28 protein-coding genes are annotated in these 26,280 nt (G+C 59.9%); 27 read left to right on the forward strand and 1 reads right to left on the reverse strand.

Annotated elements, in window-relative coordinates; translation table 11 throughout:
* Positions 1–94: 94 nt before the first annotated feature.
* The 27 genes from GOW09_RS14630 to GOW09_RS14760 all read left to right on the forward strand — a co-directional run bounded on the left by GOW09_RS14630 (position 95) and on the right by GOW09_RS14760 (position 25,333).
* On the forward strand, positions 95–1,879 hold the full coding sequence (locus tag GOW09_RS14630; protein ID WP_171119355.1) for a NapC/NirT family cytochrome c: 1,785 nt from the start codon (positions 95–97) through the stop codon (positions 1,877–1,879).
* Positions 1,880–1,934: 55 nt separating this feature from the next.
* A complete protein-coding gene (locus tag GOW09_RS14635) occupies positions 1,935–2,336 on the forward strand; it encodes a plastocyanin/azurin family copper-binding protein (protein WP_171119356.1) in 402 nt (133 codons plus the stop codon).
* 198 nt (positions 2,337–2,534) lie between these two features.
* Positions 2,535–3,296, forward strand: a complete 762-nt coding sequence (gene cobA, locus GOW09_RS14640) for a uroporphyrinogen-III C-methyltransferase (RefSeq protein ID WP_152460367.1) — start codon at positions 2,535–2,537, stop codon at positions 3,294–3,296.
* The gene (locus GOW09_RS14645) at positions 3,289–3,672 is read left to right on the forward strand and encodes a cytochrome c (RefSeq protein ID WP_171119357.1); all 384 of its coding nucleotides are present in this window, start codon (positions 3,289–3,291) and stop codon (positions 3,670–3,672) included. The genes cobA and GOW09_RS14645 overlap by 8 nt, the downstream gene beginning before the upstream one ends.
* Entirely contained in the window at positions 3,669–4,814 is a 1,146-nt protein-coding gene (locus tag GOW09_RS14650; RefSeq protein WP_171119358.1) for a cytochrome D1 domain-containing protein, read from the forward strand. Before GOW09_RS14645 ends, GOW09_RS14650 begins: the two co-directional genes overlap by 4 nt.
* A gap of 3 nt (positions 4,815–4,817) precedes the next feature.
* Positions 4,818–5,807, forward strand: a complete 990-nt coding sequence (locus GOW09_RS14655; protein ID WP_171119359.1) for an AsnC family transcriptional regulator — start codon at positions 4,818–4,820, stop codon at positions 5,805–5,807.
* Complete coding sequence (locus GOW09_RS14660; RefSeq protein ID WP_152460371.1) at positions 5,804–6,253, forward strand: Lrp/AsnC family transcriptional regulator; 450 nt, start codon at positions 5,804–5,806, stop codon at positions 6,251–6,253. Before GOW09_RS14655 ends, GOW09_RS14660 begins: the two co-directional genes overlap by 4 nt.
* Positions 6,250–6,732, forward strand: coding sequence for an AsnC family transcriptional regulator (locus tag GOW09_RS14665; protein ID WP_152460372.1), 483 nt, complete (start codon positions 6,250–6,252; stop codon positions 6,730–6,732). The genes GOW09_RS14660 and GOW09_RS14665 overlap by 4 nt, the downstream gene beginning before the upstream one ends.
* Positions 6,733–6,735: 3 nt before the next feature.
* A complete protein-coding gene (gene nirJ / locus GOW09_RS14670) occupies positions 6,736–7,950 on the forward strand; it encodes a heme d1 biosynthesis radical SAM protein NirJ (protein ID WP_171119360.1) in 1,215 nt (404 codons plus the stop codon).
* Entirely contained in the window at positions 7,925–9,478 is a 1,554-nt protein-coding gene (locus tag GOW09_RS14675; RefSeq protein WP_171119361.1) for a nitrite reductase, read from the forward strand. The genes nirJ and GOW09_RS14675 overlap by 26 nt, the downstream gene beginning before the upstream one ends.
* On the forward strand, positions 9,435–9,698 hold the full coding sequence (locus tag GOW09_RS14680) for a hypothetical protein (RefSeq protein WP_171119362.1): 264 nt from the start codon (positions 9,435–9,437) through the stop codon (positions 9,696–9,698). The genes GOW09_RS14675 and GOW09_RS14680 overlap by 44 nt, the downstream gene beginning before the upstream one ends.
* A gap of 89 nt (positions 9,699–9,787) precedes the next feature.
* Positions 9,788–10,252, forward strand: coding sequence for a DUF2946 family protein (locus GOW09_RS14685; protein ID WP_174829424.1), 465 nt, complete (start codon positions 9,788–9,790; stop codon positions 10,250–10,252).
* Between the two features lie 44 nt (positions 10,253–10,296).
* On the forward strand, positions 10,297–12,420 hold the full coding sequence (locus GOW09_RS14690) for a NosR/NirI family protein (RefSeq protein ID WP_174829433.1): 2,124 nt from the start codon (positions 10,297–10,299) through the stop codon (positions 12,418–12,420).
* A 14-nt stretch (positions 12,421–12,434) separates the two neighbouring features.
* Positions 12,435–14,342, forward strand: a complete 1,908-nt coding sequence (nosZ, locus tag GOW09_RS14695) for a TAT-dependent nitrous-oxide reductase (RefSeq protein ID WP_152460377.1) — start codon at positions 12,435–12,437, stop codon at positions 14,340–14,342.
* Between the two features lie 3 nt (positions 14,343–14,345).
* Complete coding sequence (locus GOW09_RS14700; RefSeq protein WP_171119364.1) at positions 14,346–15,602, forward strand: nitrous oxide reductase family maturation protein NosD; 1,257 nt, start codon at positions 14,346–14,348, stop codon at positions 15,600–15,602.
* Entirely contained in the window at positions 15,592–16,485 is an 894-nt protein-coding gene (locus GOW09_RS14705) for an ABC transporter ATP-binding protein (protein ID WP_171119366.1), read from the forward strand. Before GOW09_RS14700 ends, GOW09_RS14705 begins: the two co-directional genes overlap by 11 nt.
* Positions 16,482–17,303 (forward strand): ABC transporter permease, encoded by an 822-nt coding sequence (locus GOW09_RS14710; RefSeq protein WP_171119368.1) that lies wholly within the window; start codon positions 16,482–16,484, stop codon positions 17,301–17,303. Before GOW09_RS14705 ends, GOW09_RS14710 begins: the two co-directional genes overlap by 4 nt.
* Positions 17,300–17,815, forward strand: a complete 516-nt coding sequence (locus tag GOW09_RS14715) for a nitrous oxide reductase accessory protein NosL (RefSeq protein WP_171119369.1) — start codon at positions 17,300–17,302, stop codon at positions 17,813–17,815. The genes GOW09_RS14710 and GOW09_RS14715 overlap by 4 nt, the downstream gene beginning before the upstream one ends.
* On the forward strand, positions 17,812–18,708 hold the full coding sequence (locus tag GOW09_RS14720; RefSeq protein ID WP_171119370.1) for an FAD:protein FMN transferase: 897 nt from the start codon (positions 17,812–17,814) through the stop codon (positions 18,706–18,708). The genes GOW09_RS14715 and GOW09_RS14720 overlap by 4 nt, the downstream gene beginning before the upstream one ends.
* A gap of 139 nt (positions 18,709–18,847) precedes the next feature.
* Positions 18,848–19,354, forward strand: a complete 507-nt coding sequence (napF, locus tag GOW09_RS14725; RefSeq protein ID WP_254442745.1) for a ferredoxin-type protein NapF — start codon at positions 18,848–18,850, stop codon at positions 19,352–19,354.
* Positions 19,351–19,644 (forward strand): chaperone NapD, encoded by a 294-nt coding sequence (locus GOW09_RS14730; RefSeq protein WP_152460384.1) that lies wholly within the window; start codon positions 19,351–19,353, stop codon positions 19,642–19,644. Before napF ends, GOW09_RS14730 begins: the two co-directional genes overlap by 4 nt.
* Positions 19,641–22,133, forward strand: coding sequence for a nitrate reductase catalytic subunit NapA (gene napA / locus GOW09_RS14735; protein ID WP_171119372.1), 2,493 nt, complete (start codon positions 19,641–19,643; stop codon positions 22,131–22,133). The genes GOW09_RS14730 and napA overlap by 4 nt, the downstream gene beginning before the upstream one ends.
* 27 nt (positions 22,134–22,160) lie before the next feature.
* The gene (gene napG, locus GOW09_RS14740; RefSeq protein ID WP_152460386.1) at positions 22,161–22,979 is read left to right on the forward strand and encodes a ferredoxin-type protein NapG; all 819 of its coding nucleotides are present in this window, start codon (positions 22,161–22,163) and stop codon (positions 22,977–22,979) included.
* Entirely contained in the window at positions 22,976–23,893 is a 918-nt protein-coding gene (napH, locus tag GOW09_RS14745) for a quinol dehydrogenase ferredoxin subunit NapH (protein ID WP_171119373.1), read from the forward strand. Before napG ends, napH begins: the two co-directional genes overlap by 4 nt.
* Positions 23,894–23,905: 12 nt before the next feature.
* Entirely contained in the window at positions 23,906–24,343 is a 438-nt protein-coding gene (locus tag GOW09_RS14750; protein ID WP_152460388.1) for a nitrate reductase cytochrome c-type subunit, read from the forward strand.
* A gap of 29 nt (positions 24,344–24,372) precedes the next feature.
* Positions 24,373–25,062: a NapC/NirT family cytochrome c gene (locus tag GOW09_RS14755; RefSeq protein ID WP_171119375.1), complete on the forward strand. Its 690-nt coding sequence runs from the start codon at positions 24,373–24,375 to the stop codon at positions 25,060–25,062.
* A 13-nt stretch (positions 25,063–25,075) separates the two neighbouring features.
* Positions 25,076–25,333, forward strand: coding sequence for a hypothetical protein (locus GOW09_RS14760; RefSeq protein ID WP_171119377.1), 258 nt, complete (start codon positions 25,076–25,078; stop codon positions 25,331–25,333).
* Positions 25,334–25,402: 69 nt separating this feature from the next.
* Here GOW09_RS14760 and GOW09_RS14765 read toward each other — a convergent pair whose 3' ends face one another.
* Positions 25,403–26,185: a DeoR/GlpR family DNA-binding transcription regulator gene (locus GOW09_RS14765; RefSeq protein WP_171119379.1), complete on the reverse strand. Its 783-nt coding sequence runs from the start codon at positions 26,183–26,185 to the stop codon at positions 25,403–25,405.
* Positions 26,186–26,280: the final 95 nt, after the last annotated feature.

Here is a 26,280-nt window from a genome sequence, read left to right on the forward strand (position 1 = left end):
GCCCCTCGCCCGCCCTTTCCTTGTTTGAGTCATCAGCCAAACTCACCGGCCTGCCACCAAGGGCCAGACAATACAGCCAAAACGGAGCCCGGATATGACCTCCGAACCGGAAAAGAAAAAACCGATCTGGCGCCGGTATTTCCTATGGGGAATGCCTGTGGCCGGTATCGCCGCGGCCTTTGCCGCCGGCATCATCTTCTGGGGCGGGTTCAACACCGCAATGGAAGCCACGAACACCAAAGAATTCTGCATCTCATGTCACGAGATGCGAGATTTTGTTTACGAAGAATATACCGGCACGATCCATGACGTGAACCGGTCGGGTGTGGGGGCTGTTTGTTCCGACTGCCATGTTCCCAAAGACTGGACACATAAGATGATCCGTAAGATCAAGGCGTCCAAAGAGCTGTATGGCAAGATGGTCGGTACCATCAACACCCGTGAAAAGTTCGAGGCCAAACGTGTACATCTGGCCATGAACGAATGGGAGCGGATGAAGGCCACAGACTCGCGCGAATGCCGCAACTGTCACGATTTCGAATCGATGATGCCCGAATTCCAGAAACCACGCGCCCGTCAGCAGCACCTCAATGCGATGACTGTCGGACAGACCTGTATCGACTGCCACAAGGGGATTGCACACTCGGATGCACGCGACCGGGCGGACGAAGAGTATCTGGAAAAGCTTGAAGCACCGAATCCGGACTTCATCCGGCCCATCCCCCCGGAATATCTGGCCAGTCTCGAAAAGATTGAAGCCAAAGAGGCCGCTGAAGCAGAAGCAGAAAAAGCCGCCAAAAAGGCTCAGCAAGAGGCCGTTCAGGCCCAGATCGCAGCGGCTGTTGACGCTGCTTTGGATGAAGAACGCGCAAAAACCTCCGGTGAAGACGCCGCGGCGCCCTCTGGCGGAGCAAGCGACGTTGGGTCCAACATCGACTGGAACGCAGTGGCCGCGGCGGATCTGAAACTGTTTTACCCTGGTCAGGCCTCGTTTGAATGGGTCCAGAACGGCAAGTTCCATGGTGGCGCGCGCCCCCTGACCAAAGGCGGGGATCAGTGCACCACCTGTCACGCCAAGGAACTGGACACCATCGGCAACAAGATCGTTGCGGGTGGAGATCTGGAACCGACCCCGATTCCGGGCAAACGCGGTGTCATCGACGCAACCGTTCAGGCGGCGCATGACGACGAAAACCTGTACATTCGCCTGCAATGGCCGGACGCGGGTCACAACCCTGCCCCGTTCGTCGATGGCGGCAAGATGGACCCGGACAACCAGATCAAGGTTGCCATGATGATTACCGGCACTGGTATCGAGCTTGGAGATCAGGTGGGATGCTGGGCTTCGTGCCACGCCGACAACACCTATATGCCTTTTGCGCCCGAAGCGGATGCGATCGCGGCAAATGCGGATGTTGCCGGTCGCCTCAATGCCACGGACACCGTTACCAAATACATCAGCGAAAGCCGCACGGATGTTGAGGTCAAGGGTCGCCGTGGCAAGGCCCTGGGAGGCTGGGACAAACTGAAGGCCGAGGAACAGATCGAGCAGTATCTGGCCGACGGCACCTATCTTGACCTGATGCGTGTCTACGCCGACGGAAGCGCCACCAATGGCTATCTGTTGGAGCAGCGCGTGGTCAATGATGGTGAAATCGCCGCATCGGCCGAGCTGTCCGGTGGCATGTGGACCGTGGTGTTTACGCGCGCCCTGAATTCGGGCGCGCCCGGTGATGTGCCATTGGAGGCGGGCAAGACCTATACCGTTGGCTTTGCCATCCACGACGATTTTACCGCCGCACGGTTCCACCACGTGACGCTGAATACCAGCCTGGCGCTGGATGATGACAGCGCGTTCATCAACGTGGTCAAACAATGACGGATCGGGGCCGGGTCAACCGGCCCCGGCCACTTTTGGAAAGGAGACATGGACCATGAAACCCCAACGCCTTCTTCCCGCGCTGCTGCTTCTGGCCGCGCCCGCCTGGGCGGACGAAACCGCCGAAATCTGCGCCGAGGCCGAAGAGCGCTATGTCGAGTTGTTCGGTCAGCCTTCGTCGGCCGTCGAAGACGCCGAAGTGGTGCTGATGTACAAATACAATTTTTGCCCATCCGAATTGACCGTGAAGGCAGGTACAACTGTCCGATGGGTGAATGTCGACAAACGCACCAGCCATTCCGTCCTGTTGAAGGATGGCAGCCAACCTGAAAGTGATCGCCTGTTCCCCGAGGAATCTGTTGAACTGACCTTTCTCACGCCCGGCTCACAGGACTATCTGTGCGGCCCGCATTGGGAGACACAGAACATGATCGGAATGATCACCGTCGAACCCTGAAACAAGGCACAATACAGGCAAGATGAAGGAGCGCGGGCGCAAATCCCGCGCTCCTTAACTTATGTCAAGGAGGTTGGTTTTCGATTGGGCCAATCTTCCCCCATGACACGCCCGGCTCACCCAGCAACGTCTTGCAAACGCAACGGATCTGCATGGGATACCGGGTCTCGAAGACTTTCAGACCAAGCGAGTTTGCACATGAGCGGTAAGGTTTTTCTGATTGGCGCAGGCCCCGGCGACCCCGAGCTGATGACCCTGCGCGCACTGCGGATGCTGCAAGAAGCGGATGTCGTGGTTTATGACCGGCTGGTGTCCGCCGACATTCTGAACTTGCACGCGGAAAGCGCCAGGCTGATCCCTGTCGGCAAGGCCCCCAAATGCCACACCGTTCCGCAGGACCGCATCAACGAAATACTGCTTGAAGAAGCCAGCGCAGGTCACACGGTCGCCCGGCTGAAAGGCGGCGACCCCATGATCTTTGGTCGCGGTTCGGAAGAGGCTGCCTATCTGATGGCCCGCGGTGTCGCTGTCGAATACGCACCGGGCATCACGGCGGCCCAGGGGGCGTCTTGTTCGACGGGTGTGCCGCTGACCCATCGCGGGCTGGCGACCTCGGTTCAATATGTCACCGGACATCGGCAGGCCGACAAAGTGCTGGATCTGGACTGGAAACGTCTTGCCGATCCGGACTCGACACTGGTGGTCTATATGGGCGTCGCCAATATCGGTCAGATCGCCATGGGGTTGATGACCGAGAACCTGCCAGGCTCGACACCGGTTCTGGCGGTGGGCAAGGCCACGACACCTGATGAGCGTCGTCTAGTGTCACGACTTGACCAGTTGGCCACGGATGTGCGTGCAGCCGACCTGAAGGCGCCGACGCTGTTTATCATTGGCAAGGTGGTTTCGCTTTATGCCGAACGGCCTGTAGCCGAGCTTCTGGAGCAGGCCCATGGCTAAGCTGGGAAGACGAGATCAGGGGATTGTCCCAACATGCACCGACAGATCGCCGGGTCGCTCGGGATGGGCGGCGCGAACCTGTCTGACCATTGCGGTTCTGGCCGCGACCTCTGCTTTCGCGGCGGATGTCATCGATCCCGATACCCTGAAAAGACTTGTGCATCAGGATTGCGGTTCCTGTCACGGCCTGTCCCTGAAGGGTGGTCTTGGACCCGATCTGCGCAGTGAGACACTTGAACACTACGACGCGGATGTTTTGACCAGCGTTATCCTTGACGGCATCCCCGACACCGCGATGCCCCCATGGCGGCCCCTGATCAGTGAAGAAGAGGCCGAATGGATCGCCCGTTACCTGCTGGAACAGGAGGCACAATGAAACACTTCATTCTTGGCCTTGCAGCCACATTGATGATGACTACAGCGCAGGCTGAACCGACCGCGACAGGCGACCTTGGCCTGGTCATCGAACGCGCCAAGGGCTCGGTGCTACTTGTGGATCAATCCGACCGTGCAGCTCTGGCCCGGATCGAGGGATTGGGTGATCTGTCGCATGCGTCTTTGGTCTATTCGCCCGATGAACGGTATGCCTATGTGTTTGGCCGCGACGGCGGGCTGACCAAGATCGACATCGTGACCCGCCAGATCGTGAACCGCGTCGTGCAGGCCGGCAACGCCATCGGCGGGGCGATTTCGGACGATGGCAAGCTTGTCGCGGTGTCGAATTATGAACCCGGTGGCGTGCGCGTATTCGATGCGGACACGCTTGAGATGATCGCTGACATCCCGACCGACAGCAAAACCATCGGCCTGGTCGATGCGCCGGGTCGGCGGTTCGTTTTCACGATGTGGGACACTGGGGAAACCTGGATTGCCGATTTCGCAAAAGGCGCACCAGAGATCACCAAGATCCCGGACATGGGCAAGAACCCCTATGACGCGCTGATCACTGCCAATGGCCGTACCTATATCACCGGTCTGTTTGGCGAGGACGGCCTGACCGCGCTGGATCTGTGGGCCGAAACCCCCGAACCGATCCGGGTTCTTCCCGATTACGGGCGTGGTCAGGAAGAAATGCCGGTCTACAAGATGCCTCATCTGGAAGGCTGGGCGCTGACGGGCCGCGAGTTCGTTTTGCCCGCTGTCGGCCATCACGAGGTTCTGTGGATCGACGCCGACACTCTGACCGAAACGGGACGGACCAAAACCCACGGGCAACCGGTCTTTGCCATGGCCCGTCCCGATGGGCGGCAGGTCTGGGTGAATTTCGCCCACCCGCTGAATGACACCATTCAGGTGATCGACAGTGTCAGCAAACAGATCATCCACGAATTCAAACCCGGCCCGGCGGTATTGCACATGGAGTTCACGCCACGCGGGCATGAAGTCTGGATCAGCGTGCGCGATGCCAACAAGGTCATGGTCTACGACACGCACAGTTTTGAAAAACTGCGCGAGATCGACGCGGACAGCCCGTCCGGCATCTTCTTCACCGCCCGTGCGCACAGAACGGGGCTGTAACCGATGCGACATATCACGGACCCGATCGACCGCCGCCTGCTGGACGAATTTCAGCGCGACTTCCCGATCATCGAGAGACCGTTCCAGATGTTGGGTAACGCACTCGGGCTGGACGAAGCCGAAGTCATTCATCGCTTGTCCCGAATGCGCGCCACAGGCCGTATTACAAGGGTTGGCGCCACCATCACGCCCGGCGCGGTGACGGCCAGCACCTTGGCTGCCGTGGCGGCTCCGGAAGATCGGTTGGAGGAGGTCGCCGCCCTGATCGATGCCGAACCCGGGGTGAATCACAATTATCAACGCGAAGACTCTTGGAACCTGTGGTTTGTTGCGACCGGGCCGGACCGCACGCATGTCAACGATACCCTGGCGCGGATCAGTCGATCCACCGGATTGCAGGTGCTAGACCTGCGGCTGGTGCGCCCTTTCAACGTGGATCTTGGTTTTCGCATGACAGGCGGAGCCAAAAACGTACCCACGGCACGAAAGGTCGATGCATCCGTCATGCGCAAGGGCGATCGTTGCCTGCTACAGTCTCTGAGTTCCGGGCTATTTTTGGTCTCAGAACCCTACGCCGCTCTGGCTCGTTCGCTGAAACGGGATGTGACAGACGTGATGGAGCGGGTCGAAGCCCTGCATGCCGCCGGAATAATCTCGCGGCTCGGCGTCATTGTGCGTCACCGGGCGCTTGGCTGGTCGGCCAATGCGATGGTGGTCTGGGACCTGCCGGCAGAACAGATTGAAACCGCGGGTCCGGCTTTGGCCGCCTTCCCGGGGGTGACCCTGTGCTATGAGCGTAATCCGGTTCCCGATGTCTGGCCATATCGCCTGTATTCCATGATCCACGCCCGCACACGCAAAGAAGCTTTGGATGTTCTGGCCGGTGCGATTGCATTGCCCGAATTGGCCGGAGCACGGAACAAGGTCCTGTTCTCAACCCGCTGTTTCAAACAGACCGGCGCGCTGATTCAAGCAAAGGAGGTCGCCGCATGACGCTGGACCAAACGGATCGCGCGATCCTGAATCGTATGCAAGAGGATCTGCCGCTTACTTCGCACCCTTACGCAACCGTCGCCGCAGAGCTTGGCCTGTCCGAGGCGGAATTGCTGTCGCGTCTGAGACGTATGAAAGATGACCGCGTCATTACGCGCTTCGGTCCATTTTTCGACGCCGCGGCCATGGGTGGGGCTTTCTGCCTTTGCGCAATGGCCGTTCCAGACGAAGAATTCGAAACCGTCCTGACCAAAGTCAATGCACATCCCGAGGTGGCACATAACTATGAACGCACGCACCGGCTGAACATGTGGTTCGTGCTGGCCACCGAAACACCCGAGGGGATCGAGGCCACCGCCGATGCCATCGAACGGGAAACGGGAGTCAATGTTCTCCGTTTCCCCAAACTTCAGGAATTTTTCATCGGCTTCAGGGTAGCGGCATGATCGACGCAACAGACAGACAGATTATCGAGTCCCTCCAGGGGGGACTGCCCCTGGTGGCCGCGCCCTATGCGCAGGTCGCTGCCGATCTGGGCCTGACCGAGGCCACCCTGCTGGACCGGCTGGCCGCGCTAAAGGCGCGCGGGGTGATCCGACGGATCGCAGCAGCCCCCAACCATTACAAGCTGGGCATGACATCTAACGGCATGACCGTCTGGGACGTGCAGGATGACCTGATCACCGAACTGGGCGCTCATATCGGGGCACTGCCTTTCGTCACCCATTGCTATGAGCGGCCCCGCGCCCTGCCCGACTGGCCCTACAACCTGTTCGCCATGGTTCATGGCAGCTCGCGCGACGAGGTCGAAGACAAACGCGGCCAGATTGCCGCGATTCTGGGATCGGCCTGCCGCGGCAGCGACATCCTCTATTCCACGCGCATCCTGAAAAAGACCGGACTGCGCCTGAAACAGAAAGGCTGAAACATGTTCCGCCTGACCGAATACATGCATCAGCTGGTCAAGCCGAATCCGGTGCGCAAACGGCGCCCCGGCCCGGTAAAGCCGGTTGTGATCTGGAATCTGACGCGGCGTTGCAACCTGAAGTGCCGCCATTGCTACACCGTCTCGGCGGATGTCGCGTTCCCGGGTGAGCTCAGCCATGAGCAAGCCATGGTAACCCTTGAGGATCTGGGCCAGTTTCGCGTCCCGGCCCTGATCCTCTCGGGTGGGGAACCGCTGGATCGGTTCGATTTCTTCGACATTGCAAAACGCGCCCGTGATCTGGTGCCAATGCTGGCCTTGTCGACCAACGGGACCCGGATCTATGACGAAACCGCCGATATGATAGCGGATGTGGGCTTCAACTATGTCGGCATCTCGCTGGACGGGATCGGAGCGACGAATGACTGGTTTCGCGGCGTCGAGGGCGCTTTTGCGGACGCACTGCGCGGCGTGCGAGAGTGTAAAAAGCGCGGCATCAAGGTTGGCCTGCGGTTCTGCCTGACCGAAGGCACGCAACATCACTTGCCTGACTTGCTGAGCCTTTGTGATGATGAAGGTGTCGACAAGTTCTACCTGTCGCATCTTGTCTATGCGGGGCGCGGCGACAAGAACCGGGGCGAAGATGCCGCGCATCAGCGCACGCGCAAGGGCCTGGATCTGTTGCTGGAACGCGCCTGGGAAGCCGCATCGGGCGGTCGTCCGCTGGATATCGTGACCGGGAACAATGATGCTGATGCCGGATATTTCCTGAACTGGATTCGCACGCATTTCGACGCCGAAAAGGCTGCACATGTGCGCGCGCACCTGGCTGCGTGGGGTGGAAACTCAAGTGGCTTGGGCGTTGCCAATATCGACAATCTCGGCCGGGTCCATCCAGACACTTACTGGTCCGATTACACGGTGGGCAACGTAAAGACCAAATCGTTTTCCGAACTCTGGACCAGCGATGATCCGATGCTTGCCATGCTCCGCACCCGCCCACGCCCGCTGAAGGGGCGCTGCGGAGCCTGCGAACTCAAGGACGTGTGCGGCGGCAATACCCGCATCCGCGCCCTGCAATTGACCGGTGATCCCTGGGCCGAGGATCCGGCCTGTTACCTGTCCAACCAGGAAATCGGTGTGGATGATGCAGGGGAACGCCTTCAGGTCACACCGTTTCGGGGGAAAAGCCATGATCCGGCGCATCAGTTCTTTTAAGACACTCACATTCGGTACTTTGTGCTCGGTGTTGCTGGCGGGCACCGCCTGGGCGGATGCCCAATCGGATTACGCCGAACATTGCGCCTCATGCCATGGTGAGAACCGTCTGGGCGGGGTTGGCCCCGCGCTGATCCCTGAAACGCTCAAACGCATGCGGGGTCCCCGGGTTGCTGCGGTAATCGCGGAAGGGCGCGCGGCGACACAGATGCCGGCCTTCTCGCACGAGCTGGATGCCCTGCAAATCGAAGAGCTGGCGGGTTGGTTGAAATCGCCGTTGGAATCCGACCCCGAATGGGGCGAGGCCCAGATATTGGCCAGCCGGACGCTGGACGAGGAATATGTACCGGTGGATGCGCCTGTCTGGGACAGCGACCCGATGAACATCACCTTGGTGGTGGAAACCGGCGATCACCATGTCAGCGTTCTGGACGGTGACACGTTCGAGGTTCTGGACCGGTTCGAAACCCCCTTCGCCGTGCATGGCGGCCCCAAGTTCAGCCCGGATGGGCGGTATGTCTTCATCATGTCGCGCGACGGGTGGGTCCAGAAGTACGACATTTGGGCGCTGAAACAGGTGGGCCGTGTGCGTGCCGGCTTGAACAGCCGCAACATCGCCATGTCGGGCGATGGCAAATGGGTGGCCGTGGCGAATTACCTGCCCAACAGCCTGACGGTGTTGTCCAGCGAAGACCTTTCCGTCGCAAAGGTCATCGAGGTCAAAAGCAAGAAGGGCCTGCCCAGCCGCGTCTCTGCGGTCTACCAGGCCCCTCCGCGGGAAAGCTTTGTTTTGGCACTGAAGGATGTGCCCGAGATTTGGGAAGTATTCTACGGCGCCAATCCCCCGCGATCCGGGCTTGGTCATGATTTCCGCATCGAAGGTCAGTTCAAGAACCCTGATCCTTTCCCTGTGCGCAAGATCACCACGGCTGACTATCTGGACGATTTCTTTTTCGACCAGAGTTACGAATATGTCATGGGGGCGTCCCGCGATGGCAAGGGCGGGCAAGTGATTGATCTGGTGATCGGGCACAAGGTAGCCGATCTGGATTTGCCCGGAATGCCGCATCTGGGCTCGGGGATCACATGGAAACACGGCGATACGACCGTGATGGCCACGCCGCACCTGACAGACGGCGCCGTGTCGGTGATCGACATGCAAAGCTGGGAAACCGTCAAACGGATCAAGACCGAAGGCCCCGGTTTCTTCATGCGCAGCCATGAGAATTCGCCTTATGTCTGGGCAGACGTTTTCTTTGGCCCCAACAAGGACGCGATGCACGTCATCGACAAGCAAAGCCTTGAAATCGTGAAAACACTGCGCCCTTCGCCGGGCAAGACCGTGGCCCATGTCGAGTTCACCAGAGATGGCAGCCACGCACTGGTTTCGATCTGGGAAGATGACGGCGCGGTGATCGTCTATGACGCGCAGACGCTGGAAGAAATCCGCCGCCTGCCGATGCGCAAACCTTCGGGGAAATACAATGTCTGGAACAAGATCACCTTCTCGGAAGGAACCAGCCACTGAGGGGAAATGGCCGGTTTGGAAACTGGCCATTCTGCTGTATCCGGCCACGGCGTTGACCGTTGCCATCAACCTGTTTTTGCTCGGGCTTATCCTGCACAGCGTCGGGTTCGGCGCAATTGAACCGGTGCCGGCGATCATCTGGTCGATTCCGCTGGGCATTCCTGCGGCATGGCTGGCCGGTCGGTGGCTGCGCGGATTGATGGACGAGGCCGACGGGTAGGTGCAAATTTTCAGGCACCTGACCTAAGTCAAGTCTTCGCCTGGAAGAATCCCCTAAGTTTTTGAAAAGAACGCCGAGCTGGATTCTCAATGCCTACCGTCCGCCCCCCGCATAGCCTGTTTGATCGCGTGTCCCGCGCGGTGTGCGGTTTGGTGGGTGTTTTCCTGTTGCTTTTGCAGATGCTTGGCCCGGTGCTGGCGAGTCCCGGGGACAGCATGTGGATCGAGATCTGCTCGGAGGCAGGGGCGGTCTGGGTTGAAGTGGACCTTGAGGAAGGTACTGATGACCCGACCGCGCCTTGCCCGAAATGCGCCGATTGCGCGCTGTGCGCGGTGACAACGGCAGCCCCGCTGCCGGATCTGCCGCTGCTGATGCAATCCGAAAATGTACGGATAGTACCCGCTGCAATCGGGGATCTGTGCATTTTGTACAACTCAAGGCGACTGTGGCCCGAAACCCGAGGGCCCCCGTTCGCGACCCAAGAAGAATTTGAACGCGCCCTGCGCGCGTCCGTGGCGTCCACCCTAGCAATCGGAGGTGCGCCGTGGTCGTAAGTCGCGCAATCCATTTCCTGCTGGCTTTCACTCTGTCCTGCCTGATGGCGATCAGCGCCCATGCCGACAGCCTGGCCAGTTTCCTGCCCGACATCGAACCTGCCGATCTGGCCCCCGGCGCCGATGCCTTTGGCCCGGTGCGCGATGACGTCAAGGTCGCCCCCGTCCTGAAAGGCGGCGAGACCATTGCCTGGGCATTCCTGACCTCGGACTTTGTTGGCACGACGGGTTATTCCGGCAAACCGATCCACGTCGTTGCAGCCATCGACAACGACGCTGTGTTGACCGGAGTGCAACTGGTCAAGCACTCGGAACCCATCGTGCTGATCGGCATCCCCAATTCCCGCATGGTTGAATTGACCGAAGGCTATGCGGGCCTGGACCTGAAGGTTGAAGCCGAAACCGGGGGTGAGGGGCACGACCTCGACATCATCTCGGGCGCGACGGTCACGATCATGGTGATCGACGACAGCCTTGTGCGTGGCGGTATCAAGGTGGCGCGTGCATTGGGTCTGGGCGGCCTGTCGCCGTTGCAGGCCGACGGGCCAAAGCGCGAAGTCGATATGGCGCAGAATGCGGTCTATGACTGGTCGACCCTTTCGGGTGACGGCTCGATCCGGCGGCTGACGCTGGATGTCGGGCAGGTCAATGCCGCCTTCGAGGCCACCGGAGACCAGCGCGCGATCAAGCGCCCGGAACCGGGCGAACCGGATCACACTTTCATCGACATGCATATGGCGCTTGTCTCGGTTCCGTCGATCGGCAAGTCACTGCTGGGCGACGCCGAGTACCAGAACCTCGTGAACTGGTTGGACGAGGGCGAACAGGCCATTCTGGTGCTGGGGCGCGGTGCCTACAGCTTCAAGGGGTCAGGCTATGTGCGCGGCGGGATTTTCGATCGGATCCAGTTGATCCAGGGCGACAACTCGGTCCGTTTTTTCGACAAACAGCAAGTACGCCTTGGCAAGGTTGCAGCCCCGGATGCACCCAGTTTCACGGAGCTGGACATCTTCAAGATCCCCGCCGATGCCGAGTTCGAACCGACCGAGCCGTTCCGCCTGCAACTGCTGGTACAGCGTGCCGTGGGTGCTGTTGAGAAAACCTTTCTGACATTCGATCTGGGCTACAAACTGCCCGACCGTTACCTGCTGCCCGTCGCAGCCCCAAAGATTGTCGACGATGCGACCGGCGAAGCCGCCGCCAAGGCTGCCCTGTGGCAGCGCATCTGGAAGGATCGCACCGTCGAAATCGCCGTTCTTGGCGTCATGCTGCTGGTCCTGACCGCGACGTTCTTCTTCCAGTTCCACGCGACGATGAATGCGCGGGTCTTCTACTGGTTCCGCATCGGCTACCTGACAATGACCCTGTTTTTCATCGGCTGGTACGCCAACGCGCAGCTGAGCGTGGTGAACCTGATGGCACTGGCGGGCAGCCTGCGCACAGGATTCTCGTGGGATGCGTTCCTGCTGGACCCGCTGGTGTTCATCCAATGGTTCGCCGTCGCCGCCGCGCTGTTGTTCTGGGGTCGCGGGGCCTATTGCGGATGGCTGTGCCCGTTCGGCGCGTTGCAGGAGTTGACCAACAAGATCGCGCGCGCCCTGAAAGTACCGCAATGGACGCTGCCCTGGGGTCTGAACGAACGCCTGTGGCCGGCGAAATACATGATCTTTCTGGGTCTTTTCGGGCTCAGCTTCATCTCGATCCCGTTGGCCGAGAAATATGCCGAGGTCGAGCCGTTCAAAACGGCGATCATTCTGAAATTCATGCGCGATTGGCCTTTCGTAGTCTTTGCGCTGGTCCTGCTGGGGATCGGGCTGTTCATCGAACGGTTCTATTGCCGCTATCTCTGCCCGCTGGGCGGAGCACTGGCGATCCCTGCCCGTATTCGCATGTTCGACTGGCTGCGCCGCTACAAGGATTGCGGCACGCCCTGTCAGACCTGCGCCAATGAATGCCCCGTTCAGGCGATCCACCCCACCGGTGAGATCAATCCGAACGAGTGCGTCACCTGCCTGCATTGTCAGGTGCTCTACCAGTCCGAGGACAAATGTCCCGTCGTTATCCGCCAACTGAAACGGCGGGCCAAGACAGGATCGGTCCAGATGAAGACCCCGCTCGGACAACCACCGGCGAACCATCCGAACGCCAAACCGCAATCCGTTTCCTAAAAGGAGGAACGAACATGTCGGAACATGACAACAAACTAACCGTCACACGCCGTGGGATGCTGGGTGCAACAGCAACCGGTGCCGTGCTGGCCGGGACCGGTCTGGGCTCGACCCTGATGACCGCGAAACAGGCGAGCGCTGCGGCCAATGCCAATCTCGAACCGGGCGAACTGGACGAGTATTACGGTTTCTGGTCCTCGGGTCAAACCGGCGAGCTGCGCATTCTGGGCTTTCCGTCCATGCGCGAGCTGATGCGGGTGCCGGTGTTCAACCGCTGCTCGGCCACGGGCTGGGGTCAGACCAACGAGTCACTGAAGATCATGACCGAAGGGTTGCTGCCTGAAACCAAGGAGTTTCTCGCCAAGCGTGGCATGAAGACCTATGACAACGGCGACCTTCACCACCCGCACATGTCGTTCACCGACGGCACCTATGACGGCCGCTATCTGTTCATGAACGACAAGGCCAACACCCGCGTCGCGCGTGTCCGCTGTGACGTGATGAAATGCGACAAGATCACCGAGATCCCGAACGCCAAGGCGATCCACGGTCTGCGTCCGCAGAAATTCCCGCGCACCGGCTATGTCTTTGCCAATGGTGAAGATGAAACACCGCTGGTCAACGATGGCAGCGTGCTGGACGATCCGTCGCAATACGTGAACATCTTCACCGCGCTGGACGGCGACACCATGGAAGTGGCGTGGCAGGTGATCGTGTCGGGCAACCTCGACAACACCGATTGCGACTATCAGGGCAAATACGCCTTCTCGACCTCGTACAACTCAGAAATGGGCATGAACCTGGCCGAGATGACCGAGAACGAGCTGGACCACGTCGTCGTCTTCAACATCGCCGAGATCGAAAAAGGCATCGAAGCCGGCGATTATCAGGAGCTGAAAGGCGTAAAGGTTCTGGACGGGCGCAAGGGTCAGAACAAGAAATACACCCGTTACATTCCGATCCCGAACTCTCCGCACGGCATCAACACCGCGCCAGACGGCAAGCACGTCTGCATCAACGGCAAGCTGTCGCCGACCGTCTCGATCATGGACGTCACCAAGCTGGACGCCCTGTTCGAAAGCGATGCCGACCCGCGCTCGTGCATCGTGGGTGAGCCGCAGCTGGGCCTTGGCCCGCTTCACACCGCCTATGACGGTCAGGGCAACGCCTTCACCACGCTGTTCCTGGACAGCCAGATCGTGAAGTGGAACATCGACAAGGCCATCCGCGCCTACAACGGCGAGGACGTGGACCCGATCATCTCGAAGGTCGACGTGCACTATCAGCCGGGTCACAACTCCACCTCCATGGGTGAAACCAAGGAAGCCGATGGCAAGTGGCTGATTTCGATGAACAAGTTCTCGAAAGACCGCTTCCTGAACGTGGGTCCTCTGAAACCCGAGAACGAACAGCTGATCGACATTTCGTCGGACGAGATGAAAGTGGTGCATGACGGCCCGACCTTTGCCGAGCCGCACGACTCGATCATCGTTCGCAGCGACATCGTGAACCCGGTCAACGTCTGGGATCGCAACGATGTTACCTGGGAAGACGCCCGCAAACAGGCCGAAGCCGATGGCATCGATCTGGAAGAAGGTGCGGAAGAACCGATCCGGGACGGCAACAAGGTGCGGGTCTACATGACCTCGCAGGCGCCGACCTTCAGCCTTGAGAAGTTCACCGTCAAACAGGGCGACGAGGTCACAGTTTACATCACCAACCTCGATGACGTGGACGACGTGACCCACGGCTTCTGCCTGGGCAACTACGGCATCGCGATGGAAGTCGCACCGATGGCAACCGCTTCGGTCACCTTCACCGCCGACCGTCCGGGCGTGCACTGGTTCTATTGCCAGTGGTTCTGCCATGCGCTGCACATGGAAATGCGCGGCCGGATGCTGGTCGAACCGCAAGGAGCCTGACCCATGCGCTGGCCCCTGCTCATACCGCTCCTGCTCGGCTCGCCCCTTTGGGCGGCGGATTGGGATGTGCCCAACCGGGCGGGGGCCATCAATGAAATACTGGCTCAGGCGGCGGACGGAGATACCCTCCGCCTGAGCCCCGGTGTTTATGCCGAACATCTGATTCTGGACCGGCCCGTCACCATCGACGGGCTGGGACAGGCCACCATTGACGGGCAAGGCACCGGCAGCGTCATCACCGTGACCGGCCCGGGCGTGACCGTGCGCGGCCTGACAGTGATCGGCTCGGGTTCAAGCCATGACGGGATCGACAGTGGCATCCAGCTGACTAAGACGGCCCGCGCGCCGGTGGTCGAAGACAATGTGCTGCTGGGCAATCTTTACGGCATCGACATTCATGGTGCCAAGGACAGCATCGTGCGTGGCAACCGGATCGAAGGACGTCAGGACCAGCGGATGAATGACCGTGGCAATGGCGTTTATGTCTGGAATGCACCCGGTGCGCGAGTTGAGGACAATGATATCCGCTATGGGCGCGACGGAATCTTTGTGAACTCGTCCAAGAAGAATACCTTTACCGGCAACCTGTTCCGCGATCTGCGCTTTGCCGTGCATTACATGTATGCCGATAATTCGGTGGTCAGCGACAATGTCTCGATCGGCAACGATCTGGGCTATGCGGTGATGTTCACGACCAATGTGAAGGTCACAGACAACGTCTCGATCGGTGACCGTGAACATGGCGTGATGCTGAACTATGCCAACAAGAGTCAGATCACCGGTAACGTGGTGATCGGTGCCAAGGAAAAGTGCACCTTCCTTTATAACTCCAACAAGAACGAATTCACCGACAACTGGTTCCAGGGATGCGGCATCGGCATCCACTTCACCGCCGGCAGCGAACGCAACCGCATCGTTGGCAATTCCTTCATCGGGAACCGGACACAGGTGAAATACGTCTCGACCAAATGGGTCGAGTGGTCCGAAGACGGGCGCGGCAACTACTGGTCCGATTTTGCCGCCTATGATGTGGATGGCAACGGCATTGCCGATGCCCCCTATCGCCCGAATGACTCGATGGACCATGTGCTGTGGACCCAACCCGCAGCCAAACTGCTACTCGGCTCTCCTGCCGTGCAGCTGGTGCGCTGGTCGCAATCCGCCTTTCCGGCACTGTTGCCCGGTGGCGTGATGGACAGCAATCCATTGATGCAACCCCTTGAACCCCCAGCTATGGAAAAGGTGCCTCATGACGGATAAGGCCCTGATTATTGACCATGTCAGCAAGGACCGTGGCAAAACCCGCGTTCTTGACGATATAACCCTGTCACTTGCCCCCGGTCAGCGCGTTGCGCTGCTGGGCCATAACGGCGCTGGCAAGTCGACCCTGATCAAATCCATCCTTGGCCTGACGCCGATCCAAGGCGGAGCCATCCGGATCGGAGACGCCACCCCCGGCAGCGCCAAGGCGCGGCGGGAAACGGCCTATCTGCCCGAGGCGGTATCCTTCCACCCGGCCCTGACCGGGCGCGAGCAACTGACCCTGTTTGCAAAATTGTCCGGCACCAGGGCGGATGTGGCCGGTCTGCTGGAGCGCGTAGGTCTGAGCGATGCCCTGGACCGCCGGATCGGCACCTATTCCAAAGGAATGCGGCAACGTCTGGGTCTGGCACAGGTTCTGCTGGGCCAGCCGAAAGTGGCTTTGCTGGATGAACCCACCAGTGGGTTGGACCCGATTTCGCGCCAGGACCTCTATGCCATCATCGACGAGCTGGCCGCGCAGGGCACCGCCGTGCTGATCGCCAGCCATGCCTTGACCGAGGTCGAGGCCCGCACCGACCGCATCGCAATCATGCGCAAAGGCCGGATGGTCGCCGATGACACGCTCAACAACCTGTCGGCCCTTGCAGGCCTACCGATCCGTCTGAAAGTACGTGCAAGCGCCAACGCCGACGTGCTGGCCGCCGAATTGGGCGGCAGCCGGATCAACGGCGCTTCGGTCGAGCTGCTGTGTTCCCCCGCCGACAAGATGGAGGCCCTGCGCCGGATCGCCGGATTGGGCGATGCCGTGGCGGATGTGGAAATGACCCCGCCCAAGCTGGAAGACCTCTATCGACATTATGCACAGGAGGAGAGGCCATGACCCGCTTCCTCGCCATTACTCGTACCGAAATGCTGATCCTTCGCCGCAATCGCTGGCTGCTGGTGGCGACGCTGATCATGGTGCTGTTCGCGCTGGCCCTGACCTTTGCAGGCAGCGCACCAACCGGCACACTGGGTGTCGATATGCTGACCGTTTCAGTTGCCTCGATGACCACCCTGTCGGTCTATCTCGCACCGCTATTGGCGCTGATGATTTCGTTCGACGCCATCGCCGGCGACGTGGACCGGGGCAGCCTGTCACTGCTGCTGTCCTACCCCGCCGGGCGCGGAGAAATCCTGTTGGGCAAGTTCACCGCCCATCTTGCAGCGCTGGCCTTTGCCATGACGGTCGGTTTCGGTACCGCCGGCGCGGTGGCGGCCTTCTTTGGCGGTGCCGGGCCGGAAAGCCTGATGGCGTTGGTCCGTCTCATCCTCACATCCATCCTTCTGGGCGCCGTGTTTCTGGCGCTGGGATACCTGCTGTCTGCCCTGGCTAAGGGGGCTACGGCGGCGGCAGGTCTGTCGGCCGGGCTCTGGCTGGTTTTTGTCGTCCTCTATGATCTGGGCCTGTTGGGGGCCGTCGTCATGGACAAGGGCGGCACCTTTACCCAATCCGTCTTTCCATGGGTGATGGTGGCCAACCCGGCCGACGCATTCCGTCTGTGGAACATCGCCGCAACGGAAGGCGTGGCCATGGCATCCGGCATGACCGGGGCGGCACAGGCCTTGCCCATCTGGGCCGCGCCTGCATCGCTGCTGATCTGGCCGGTGATCGGCTTTGCCCTGGCGCGGCTTGCATTCCGGAGGGTCGAGCCATGAAACCCCTCGTCCTGATTGCCTTGATCGCGTTGGCGGCCTGCAAGGAAGACCTGGCCGAGGCCCCCGATCCGGTGGATCTGACCCCGGACGCGCTGAGCTATTTCTGCCAGATGAACATCGCCGAACATGGCGGCCCCAAGGGGCAGATCCATCTGGAAGGATATCCCGCACCGCTGTTCTTTGCGCAGGTGCGCGACATGGTGGCATACCTCAAAAGCCCTGAACGTGATGCCGACATCACAGCCGTCTATGTCAGCGACATGGGTATTGCGCCAAGTTGGCGGCAGCCGGGTATCTCGAACTGGATCGCCGCGGATGGCGCGACCTTTGTTGTCGGCGCCAATGTGGCAGGTGGCATGGGCGCCCGCGAAGTGGTGCCTTTTGCCGATCCTGCCGATGCTCAGGCATTCATTGAGATCTACGGCGGAACGGCACTGGGCCTGCCGGACATTCCGGACACCGAAGTGCTTGGCCCTGTCGATCTTGAACTGTCGTTGGAGACCCCCGTATGACCGCCTTGTCGCGCCGCCGATTTCTGATCATCTCAGCCGCTTGTGCTGCGGCCACACAACTTTCGGCCTCGGACGCGCGCTGGCACGGGACCGCGCTGGGTGCCACCGCCAGCCTGCGCCTGGTGGGCCTGACGGACGCCGAAGCTGCACCCATCATGGCCGCCATGGAGACCGAGATTGCCCGGCTGGAAGACATCTTCAGCCTGTATCGTCCGCAATCGCAGCTCAGCCGGTTGAATCGCGATGGTGTGCTGACGGCGCCCGCTCCTGAATTGTTGAACGTGCTAAGCCTCAGCACAGCGCTGCATCAGGCATCGGGTGGCGCATTTGATCCGAGCATTCAACCCGTGTGGACGGCATTGGCTGCGGGTGCGCGCCCGGATGATCTGGTTGAAGTTCAGCAGGCGATAGGCTGGGAAAAGGTAATTTATGACGCCTCGGCCATTCGCCTTCCGGTGCCCGGAAAATCGGCGCTGACGTTGAACGGTATAGCGCAGGGCGCGATCACCGACCGGATCGCCGACCTGCTGAGTGCTCATGGTCTGCGTGATGTTCTGGTCAATATGGGAGAGGTTGCCGCCCTGGGTGCGCGTGGTGACGGTGCGCCATGGAAAGTGGGATTGGCGGCGCCGGACCAAACGGTTCTGAAGCGGATTGAATTGAACGATCGGGCAGTGGCGACATCTTCAACGCTGGCGACTCAGATCAGCCAGGGAGTCGGACACATCATTACCTTGGATGGGCCTTCAAGCCGCGACAGGACCGTTTCGGTTTCTGCCCCGAAAGCGGCAATTGCGGATGGGTTGTCCACTGCACTTTGCGCGGCATCCGCCGGCAGAGCCAAAGAGATCCTGGAGTTCTTCCCCGACGCCCGTATCGAATTGAACGTTTAATGAAGAATTACAAATCTCAGACCGAACAAAAAAAATAAAAAAAAGTATGATATAGGTCAATTCGTGCGCTGCTTAAGGCAGCTAGGAAGTAAGGACGCGAACCTATCAATCCAATTTCGAGTCGCCAGCTATGAGCCAGATGACCAGCAGACGCGCTTTTCTAAGCGCGCGTGTCCTGCGGGAGGACCCAGATGCGATCCGTCCGCCGGGTGCAGTTGCAACTGGCTTCAGCGATCTATGCACGCGTTGCGATGACTGCGCCGCGGCTTGTCCTGAAGACATCATCACATTCGACGATGCCGGTTTCCCCGTTCTGGACCTGTCCGCAGGCGGTTGCAGCTTGTGTGGTGACTGCGCTGACATTTGTCCGACCCCGGCGTTGCTGTCGGAACGTGTTGCCGAATGGCCATGGCGCGCACGAATCGATGACACAAGCTGCCTGTCGACGAACGGCGTAAGCTGCCGCCTGTGTCAGGACAATTGCGAACAGGATGCCATCCGCTTTCGCCTGCAACTGGGCGGACGCGCGGAACCAGCGCTTGAAACAGAAACCTGCATCGGCTGCGGAAGTTGTTCCGCCGCCTGCCCCACTGGGGCGATCGTGATGCACCGCCCCGCCCCACTACACCCGGAGGTGAACCAATGAATATTTGTGGCTGTCTGGTCCACATCGCCCCCGATTACACCGATGCCGCACGCGCGGCGATGGCCGAAACCCAGGGCGTCGAGCTTCATGCCGAAGCCGAGGACGGCCGTTTCGTAGTTGTTGTCGAGGATACGGCCGACAGGCTGGCCTCGGACACCATCATGGATCTGCACCAGATCCCCGGAGTGATCTCACTGTCACTGACTTATCACCATTTCGAAGATCTCGCGGAGACGGCTCCGCGTCCTGATGCTCCAAGCCAACCGTCCAGCAGGAGGCCCATGCAATGACCATCTCTGAATCCCGTCGTACATTTCTGAAAGCGTCCGCAGCGGCAGCAACTGCCTCGGCTGCGGGCATTCCCATGGCCGCAGGTCAGGCCAACGCCCAGGTCGGCGCGCCCGATATTCGCTGGGACAAGGCTGCTTGCCGGTTCTGCGGTACAGGCTGTTCGGTTCTGGTGGGCACCAAGGAGGGTCGAGTGGTGGCCACGCAAGGTGACCCCGACGCACCGGTGAACAGGGGCTTGAACTGTATCAAGGGCTATTTCCTGTCCAAGATCATGTACGGCAAAGACCGCCTGACCACACCGCTTTTGCGCAAGACCAACGGCCAGTATGACAAGAATGGCGAGTTCGAACCGGTCAGCTGGGATGAAGCCTTTGATGTGATGGCCGCCAAATGGAAAGAGGCCCTTGCCAAGAAAGGCCCGACCAGCGTGGGGATGTTCGGTTCGGGGCAGTGGACGGTCTGGGAAGGCTATGCCGCCGCCAAGATGATGAAGGCCGGGTTCCGGTCGAACAACATTGATCCCAATGCGCGTCACTGCATGGCCTCGGCCGTGGTTGGGTTCATGCGCACTTTCGGCATTGATGAGCCGATGGGGTGCTATGACGACCTTGAGCACGCCGATACTTTCGTGCTGTGGGGATCGAACATGGCCGAGATGCACCCGATCCTGTGGTCGCGCCTGACCGACACCCGCCTGACGAAGCCGGGTTGCGAAGTGCATGTGCTTTCGACTTTCGAGCACCGCTCGTTCGAGCTGGCCGATAATGGCATGGTCTTTGCACCGCAAACCGATCTGGCGATCCTGAACTATATCGCGAACTACATCATCCAGAATGGCGCGGTGAACGAAGAGTTCGTCAAGAACCACGTCAACATCACCAAAACCGCCACCGATATCGGTTACGGCCTGCGGGACAACAACCCCCTGCAACAAGAGGCTGAAAACCCGAACTCGGGCAAGTTGGAGCCGATCAGCTTCGAGGAATATGCCGAAGCCGTTTCGAAATACACGCTGGAATACACCTCGGAACTGTCCGGTGTTCCGGCTGACAAGCTGGAGCGTCTGGCCAAGCAATATGCCGACCCCAACCGCAAGGTGATGAGCCTGTGGACCATGGGCTTCAACCAACATACCCGCGGGTCCTGGGTGAACTCGCTGATGTACAACGTGCACCTGCTGGTGGGCAAGATTTCGGAACCCGGCAACTCGCCCTTCTCGCTGACCGGTCAGCCGTCGGCCTGCGGTACCGCGCGCGAGGTAGGCACCTTTGCGCACCGCCTGCCCGCCGACATGGTGGTGATGAACGACAAGCACCGCGAGATCTGCGAAACCGCATGGAACGTGCCCGCCGGCACCATTCCTGACAAGCCGGGTTTCCACGCCGTGCTGCAACACCGCAAGCTGAAGGATGGCGACCTGAATGCTTATTGGGTTCAGTGCACCAACAACATGCAGGCTGCGCCGAATATCAACGAGGAAGGCTATCCCGGCTATCGCAACCCGGAAAACTTCATCACAGTTTCAGACCCCTACCCGACGGTCACTGCGGTTTCCGCTGACCTGATCCTGCCCACCGCCATGTGGGTCGAGAAGGAAGGCGCCTATGGCAACGCCGAGCGCCGCACCCAGTTCTGGCGGCAACAGGTCAAGGCCCCGGGCGAGGCCAAATCGGACCTGTGGCAGGTGATGGAGTTCTCGAAGCGCTTCACCGTCGAAGAGGTTTGGGGCGAAGAATTGCTGGCCACCATGCCCGAGCATCGTGGCAAGACCATGTATGACGTCCTGTTTGCAAATGGCAGCGTCGACAAGTTCCCGCTGTCGGAAACCGCCGAAGGCTTTGACAACGACGAATCCGAGCATTTCGGCTTTTACGTGCAGAAAGGTCTGTTCGAAGAGTACGCCAACTTCGGGCGCGGCCATGCGCATGATCTGGCACCATTCGAAACCTATCACCAGGCCCGCGGTCTGCGCTGGCCGGTCGTGGATGGCAAGGAAACGCTCTATCGTTTCCGCGAAGGCTATGACCCCTACGTGTCCGAGGGTGCCGGCGTGGAATTCTATGGCCACAAGGATGGCAAGGCCAAGATCATCTTCGCGCCATACGAGCCCGCAGCAGAGGAGCCGGATGCAGAATTCGATCTGTGGCTGTGCACCGGTCGCGTGCTGGAACACTGGCATTCAGGGTCGATGACACGCCGGGTGCCGGAACTGCACCGCGCCTATCCCGCTGCCGTGGTCTACATGCATCCGCAGGACGCAAAGGATCGGGGTTTGCGCCGGGGTCAGGAGATTGTTCTGTCGACCCGCCGCGGCGAGGTTACCAGCCGTGTTGAAACCCGGGGTCGGAACAAGGTGCCACGCGGTTTGGTCTTTATGCCGTGGTTCGATGAGCACCAGCTGACCAACAAGCTGACGCTGGACGCAACCTGCCCGCTGTCGAAAGAGACCGACTTCAAGAAGTGCGCCTGCAAGGTTGAGCGCGCGTAACCAGCAAGGATCATACGGGGCGTTCCCATGTCTCTTGTCGATAAACCCCTTTCGCCGCAGCGGCGCCGGTTCCTGCAGGACTCGGCGCGGGCGGCGGGCGGCTGCGTGGTCGCCGGATCGTTGCTGGCCTATCTGGCCCGCGACGCCCGCGCCCTGCCCGCCGATGCATTGCGCCCGCCCGGCGCATTGCCCGAGAAGGAGTTCCTGTCGGCCTGCATCCGTTGCGGTTTATGCGTGCGGGACTGCCCGTACGATACCCTGAAACTGGCCGAGCTCGGCTCGGATGCGGTGGCGACGGGAACGCCATTCTTCACCGCCCGGGATGTTCCCTGCGAAATGTGCGACGACATTCCGTGTGTCGCCGCGTGTCCAACAGGGGCGCTGGATCCCGGGCTGGAGAATATCGACGATGCCGAGATGGGTGTTGCCGTTCTGGTCGATCAGGAAAACTGCCTGAACTTCCTCGGTCTGCGCTGCGACGTCTGCTATCGCGTCTGCCCCGTCATTGACGAGGCGATCACTTTGGAGACGGCGCACAATACCCGGTCGGGTCATCATGCCTTGTTCATTCCAACCGTTCATGCCGAACGCTGTACCGGCTGCGGCATGTGCGAGAAAAGCTGTGTTCTGCCCGAGGCCGCCATCAAGGTTCTGCCGGCCCGGCTGGCGCGCGGCAGCTCGGCAGAGCATTACCGTAAGGGGTGGGAGGAAAAGGCCGCCAAAGGCGCGCCGGTGGTCGAGGGGATCATCGATCTGCCGGATCGTTTGCCCGGACCGGGAACCGACAATCTTGCCGCGCCCGGCGGTTTTGCCCCTGAATATGATCTGCCGGGGGTGGGGCAATGAGTACTCGCACGCACATGCCCGTCGGTCAGGAGGCCGTTGAAGGCAAAGGGTGGATCGGGGCGCATCGCTTTTTGCTGGTGCGCCGCGCAAGCCAGCTGTTCTTTCTGGTTCTGTTTCTGCTGGGCCCGTGGTTCGGCATCTGGATTGTCGAGGGCACTTTGGCGGGGTCACTGACGCTGGGCGTGTTGCCTTTGACTGATCCGTTCATCCTGTTGCAAAGCTTGGTTGCAGGTCATTGGCCCGAAATGACCGCGCTGATCGGTGGGCTGATCGTTCTGATGGTCTATGCCCTGATTGGTGGCCGTGTCTATTGTTCCTGGGTCTGCCCCATAAACCCGGTGACGGACGCGGCCAACTGGGTGCACCGCAAACTGGACCTGCCGAAAGGCTGGCAACCAAAACGCGGCACCCGGCTGTGGATTCCGGCAACCGTGCTGCTGGTCTCGGGCCTGAGTGGTGTGATCGCGTGGGAGCTGGTCAACCCGATCACCATGCTGCATCGCGGGCTGGTATTCGGCATGGGCTTTGTCTGGGCCATGATCGCGGCCATCTTCGTGTTTGACGTTTTCGTCTCACGCCATGGCTGGTGCGGCCATCTGTGCCCCGTGGGCGCGTTCTACGGGCTGATCGGGTCGAAAAGCCTGCTGCGGGTCAGTGCAGCCAATCGCACGGCCTGTGATGACTGTATGGATTGTTATGCGGTCTGTCCTGAAAATCAGGTGATCTCACCCGCGCTGAAAGGCAAGCCGGGAAGCTCGCCCCTGATCCTGTCACCTGACTGCACAAACTGCGGACGCTGCATCGATGTCTGCGCAGTCGACGTCTTCAACTTTACTCACCGGTTCGACGACCATGTCGTTCAACCTTCCGATCCAGTTGCCGCGCCTGAGCCGCGCGCTGCCAGACCTATCTAGGGGAGTGCCAAGATGAAAAGATCAATCGTTACAGGCGGAATTGCCCTTCTACCCGTAGTGTTGCTGAGCGGATGGGCCTTTGCCCAGTCCGCTCAAGTCGAAACCCTGCGGGGCGCGGACGTAGACGAGCCGATCCCTTTGGATCAGATTCACAAAAATGTCGAAGGACGGATGCAACGTAATTATCGCCAGCAGCCACCGCTGATTCCGCATTCGATCGAGCAATATCAGATTGATGTGCGCACCAATCAGTGCCTGTCCTGCCATGACTGGTCCAAGGCAGGTGAGCGTAACGCACCGACCCTTTCAATGACACACTATCTGGATCGCGAAGGCCGCGAATTGGACCGCGTCGCCGGGACCCGTTATTTCTGCAACCAATGTCACGTTCCGCAGGCGGACGCACCGCCGCTTGTTGAAAACGTGTTCCAGCCCTCGACCGGCAACTGATCCAAAACAAGACTGAAAGGAGCACCGACATGGCAGACTCCCCCGAAAAACGCGGCTTTCTGGGTCGCCTTTGGAACGCGATCTGGACGCCGGCGGTAGTGTTCAGCTCGGGCTTTCTGATCCTTGCCGGATTTCTGGCCGGTATCCTGTTCTGGGGCGGATTTCACTGGACTCTGGAACTGACCAACACCGAAGAGTTCTGCGTCTCGTGTCACACGATGGAAACGAACCTGGGTGAGTATCGCGAGACGATCCACTACAACAACCACTCCGGCGTGCGTGCGATCTGCTCAGACTGCCACGTTCCGGATGAGTGGAACCACAAGATCAAAGCCAAGATCATGGCCGTGAAGGACGTCTATCATGAACTGGTGGGCACCATCAGCACACCCGAGAAATACGAGGATCACCGCCTGGCGATGGCCTCGGCCGTCTGGAAGAAAATGAAAGCGTCTGACAGCCGCGAGTGCCGCAACTGTCACAACTTTGACTACATGGACTTCACCATTCAGGAAACACGCGCCGCGTCGGAACACCAACGCGCCATCGACAATGGTATGACCTGTATCGATTGCCACCAGGGTATCGCCCACAGCCTGCCACCCAACTATTTGGAAACATACGAAAAGGTGACTGCTGCATTGGAAGATGAAGTTGTGCAGGAGCACGCTGCCGCGGGTGACGACATCCGCGATTTCCTGAACAACAGCTCGAATTGATGTGGGGGCAGAGATGTTAGAGTTACTTGGAACCATCGGTGGCAACGTCCTGAGCTTGCCCGGCATACTCGGTCTGGCGTTGGGCATGATGACCCGCAAGCTGTGGCTGGGCGCGGCATTGGGCGGCGCAGTCGGTGTATTCGAGACGCTGGTTTTCGCAGGCTTCCGGTTTGCGCATGTAGAGCCACTGGAACTGATCATCGCTATTGTGGTTGGCGTCTGTGCAGGAAGCGTCGGCACTGCCATTCGCATCAAGGGCGCAACAGCCTGAAACACGGCCGGTTTCACCGTTTCGGTGGAACCGGCTAGTTACATCGGACCGAGCAGTGTCGTCACCAAGTCAATGACTGTTTTCATGTGATTTCACGCCCGCGATCACCAATTCCGCATCTCCGGGCAAGGATCGAAAGGCTGCGGGCAATTTGCGATCGGTGATGAGCACATCCTTTTCCGCCAACCCGGGCAGGCGCAAAGCCGGGCTGGTCTGGGCCTCGTTGAATTTTGTTGAATCAACCGCCATGAAGGTCTGGTCAGCAATATCAGACATCGCGCGGGCCATATCAGCCTCGCATTGATCATAGACCATGAAGCCCTTGCTGGGATGCACCAGTGACGCCGACAAAATGGCCGTCCGGGCCGAGAACCCTGCAATGACGTCATAGGCGGCGCGGTCGAAAGCGGCGCCGTCGTGGTTGCGCAACTGCGTTCCCGCCATGAAGACCCTGTTGCCCTCTTCCATCGACAACGTGGCGGCGATGAAGGCCGAGTTTGTCACCACCGTGAGGTTTTTGCGCGTGCGAAGTGCCTGAGCAATGAAGCCCGAGGTCGAACCCGTGTCGATGGCAATGGCCGAACCGTCCGGTATCCGCCCCGCAACGGCGTCGGCAATCGCGACTTTGGCGGCACGGTTCTGCGCCATGCGGGCCAGAAACGGAGGATCCAGCACATTTTGAGTGCTGACCAATGCACCATGCACCTTGGACAGGCTGCCCTTGGCGACCATCGGCTTCACGATTCGCCTTACGGTCTGGTCCGACACTTTGAGAATGCGCGCCAATTCCATGACCGAAATTCGCCCATGCAGGTTTACCGTGCTGAGAATGTCTTGCTCGTATTTCGACATGAAGCGCCGCGATATTTGTTGATTTCATCAGGTTACTTGCAAGGTTGACGCTGTTCAAGCGACTTACTTCAACACTTTTCAAACATTTTTGTTGC

Origin of the sequence: Ruegeria sp. HKCCA5463 (assembly GCF_013034175.1) — a bacterium.
In the GTDB taxonomy this organism is placed as follows: domain Bacteria; phylum Pseudomonadota; class Alphaproteobacteria; order Rhodobacterales; family Rhodobacteraceae; genus Ruegeria.

What these genes read in the sequence shown, in the direction of transcription:
- GOW09_RS14630 (WP_171119355.1), top strand. Translation starts at nt 95, where the DNA reads ATGACCTCCGAACCGGAAAAGAAAAAACCGATCTGGCGCCGGTATTTC.
- GOW09_RS14635 (WP_171119356.1), top strand. Translation starts at nt 1,935, where the DNA reads ATGAAACCCCAACGCCTTCTTCCCGCGCTGCTGCTTCTGGCCGCGCCC.
- cobA (WP_152460367.1), top strand. Translation starts at nt 2,535, where the DNA reads ATGAGCGGTAAGGTTTTTCTGATTGGCGCAGGCCCCGGCGACCCCGAG.
- GOW09_RS14645 (WP_171119357.1), top strand. Translation starts at nt 3,289, where the DNA reads ATGGCTAAGCTGGGAAGACGAGATCAGGGGATTGTCCCAACATGCACC.
- GOW09_RS14650 (WP_171119358.1), top strand. Translation starts at nt 3,669, where the DNA reads ATGAAACACTTCATTCTTGGCCTTGCAGCCACATTGATGATGACTACA.
- GOW09_RS14655 (WP_171119359.1), top strand. Translation starts at nt 4,818, where the DNA reads ATGCGACATATCACGGACCCGATCGACCGCCGCCTGCTGGACGAATTT.
- GOW09_RS14660 (WP_152460371.1), top strand. Translation starts at nt 5,804, where the DNA reads ATGACGCTGGACCAAACGGATCGCGCGATCCTGAATCGTATGCAAGAG.
- GOW09_RS14665 (WP_152460372.1), top strand. Translation starts at nt 6,250, where the DNA reads ATGATCGACGCAACAGACAGACAGATTATCGAGTCCCTCCAGGGGGGA.
- nirJ (WP_171119360.1), top strand. Translation starts at nt 6,736, where the DNA reads ATGTTCCGCCTGACCGAATACATGCATCAGCTGGTCAAGCCGAATCCG.
- GOW09_RS14675 (WP_171119361.1), top strand. Translation starts at nt 7,925, where the DNA reads ATGATCCGGCGCATCAGTTCTTTTAAGACACTCACATTCGGTACTTTG.
- GOW09_RS14680 (WP_171119362.1), top strand. Translation starts at nt 9,435, where the DNA reads ATGTCTGGAACAAGATCACCTTCTCGGAAGGAACCAGCCACTGAGGGG.
- GOW09_RS14685 (WP_174829424.1), top strand. Translation starts at nt 9,788, where the DNA reads ATGCCTACCGTCCGCCCCCCGCATAGCCTGTTTGATCGCGTGTCCCGC.
- GOW09_RS14690 (WP_174829433.1), top strand. Translation starts at nt 10,297, where the DNA reads ATGGCGATCAGCGCCCATGCCGACAGCCTGGCCAGTTTCCTGCCCGAC.
- nosZ (WP_152460377.1), top strand. Translation starts at nt 12,435, where the DNA reads ATGTCGGAACATGACAACAAACTAACCGTCACACGCCGTGGGATGCTG.
- GOW09_RS14700 (WP_171119364.1), top strand. Translation starts at nt 14,346, where the DNA reads ATGCGCTGGCCCCTGCTCATACCGCTCCTGCTCGGCTCGCCCCTTTGG.
- GOW09_RS14705 (WP_171119366.1), top strand. Translation starts at nt 15,592, where the DNA reads ATGACGGATAAGGCCCTGATTATTGACCATGTCAGCAAGGACCGTGGC.
- GOW09_RS14710 (WP_171119368.1), top strand. Translation starts at nt 16,482, where the DNA reads ATGACCCGCTTCCTCGCCATTACTCGTACCGAAATGCTGATCCTTCGC.
- GOW09_RS14715 (WP_171119369.1), top strand. Translation starts at nt 17,300, where the DNA reads ATGAAACCCCTCGTCCTGATTGCCTTGATCGCGTTGGCGGCCTGCAAG.
- GOW09_RS14720 (WP_171119370.1), top strand. Translation starts at nt 17,812, where the DNA reads ATGACCGCCTTGTCGCGCCGCCGATTTCTGATCATCTCAGCCGCTTGT.
- napF (WP_254442745.1), top strand. Translation starts at nt 18,848, where the DNA reads ATGACCAGCAGACGCGCTTTTCTAAGCGCGCGTGTCCTGCGGGAGGAC.
- GOW09_RS14730 (WP_152460384.1), top strand. Translation starts at nt 19,351, where the DNA reads ATGAATATTTGTGGCTGTCTGGTCCACATCGCCCCCGATTACACCGAT.
- napA (WP_171119372.1), top strand. Translation starts at nt 19,641, where the DNA reads ATGACCATCTCTGAATCCCGTCGTACATTTCTGAAAGCGTCCGCAGCG.
- napG (WP_152460386.1), top strand. Translation starts at nt 22,161, where the DNA reads ATGTCTCTTGTCGATAAACCCCTTTCGCCGCAGCGGCGCCGGTTCCTG.
- napH (WP_171119373.1), top strand. Translation starts at nt 22,976, where the DNA reads ATGAGTACTCGCACGCACATGCCCGTCGGTCAGGAGGCCGTTGAAGGC.
- GOW09_RS14750 (WP_152460388.1), top strand. Translation starts at nt 23,906, where the DNA reads ATGAAAAGATCAATCGTTACAGGCGGAATTGCCCTTCTACCCGTAGTG.
- GOW09_RS14755 (WP_171119375.1), top strand. Translation starts at nt 24,373, where the DNA reads ATGGCAGACTCCCCCGAAAAACGCGGCTTTCTGGGTCGCCTTTGGAAC.
- GOW09_RS14760 (WP_171119377.1), top strand. Translation starts at nt 25,076, where the DNA reads ATGTTAGAGTTACTTGGAACCATCGGTGGCAACGTCCTGAGCTTGCCC.
- GOW09_RS14765 (WP_171119379.1), bottom strand. Translation starts at nt 26,185, where the DNA reads ATGTCGAAATACGAGCAAGACATTCTCAGCACGGTAAACCTGCATGGG.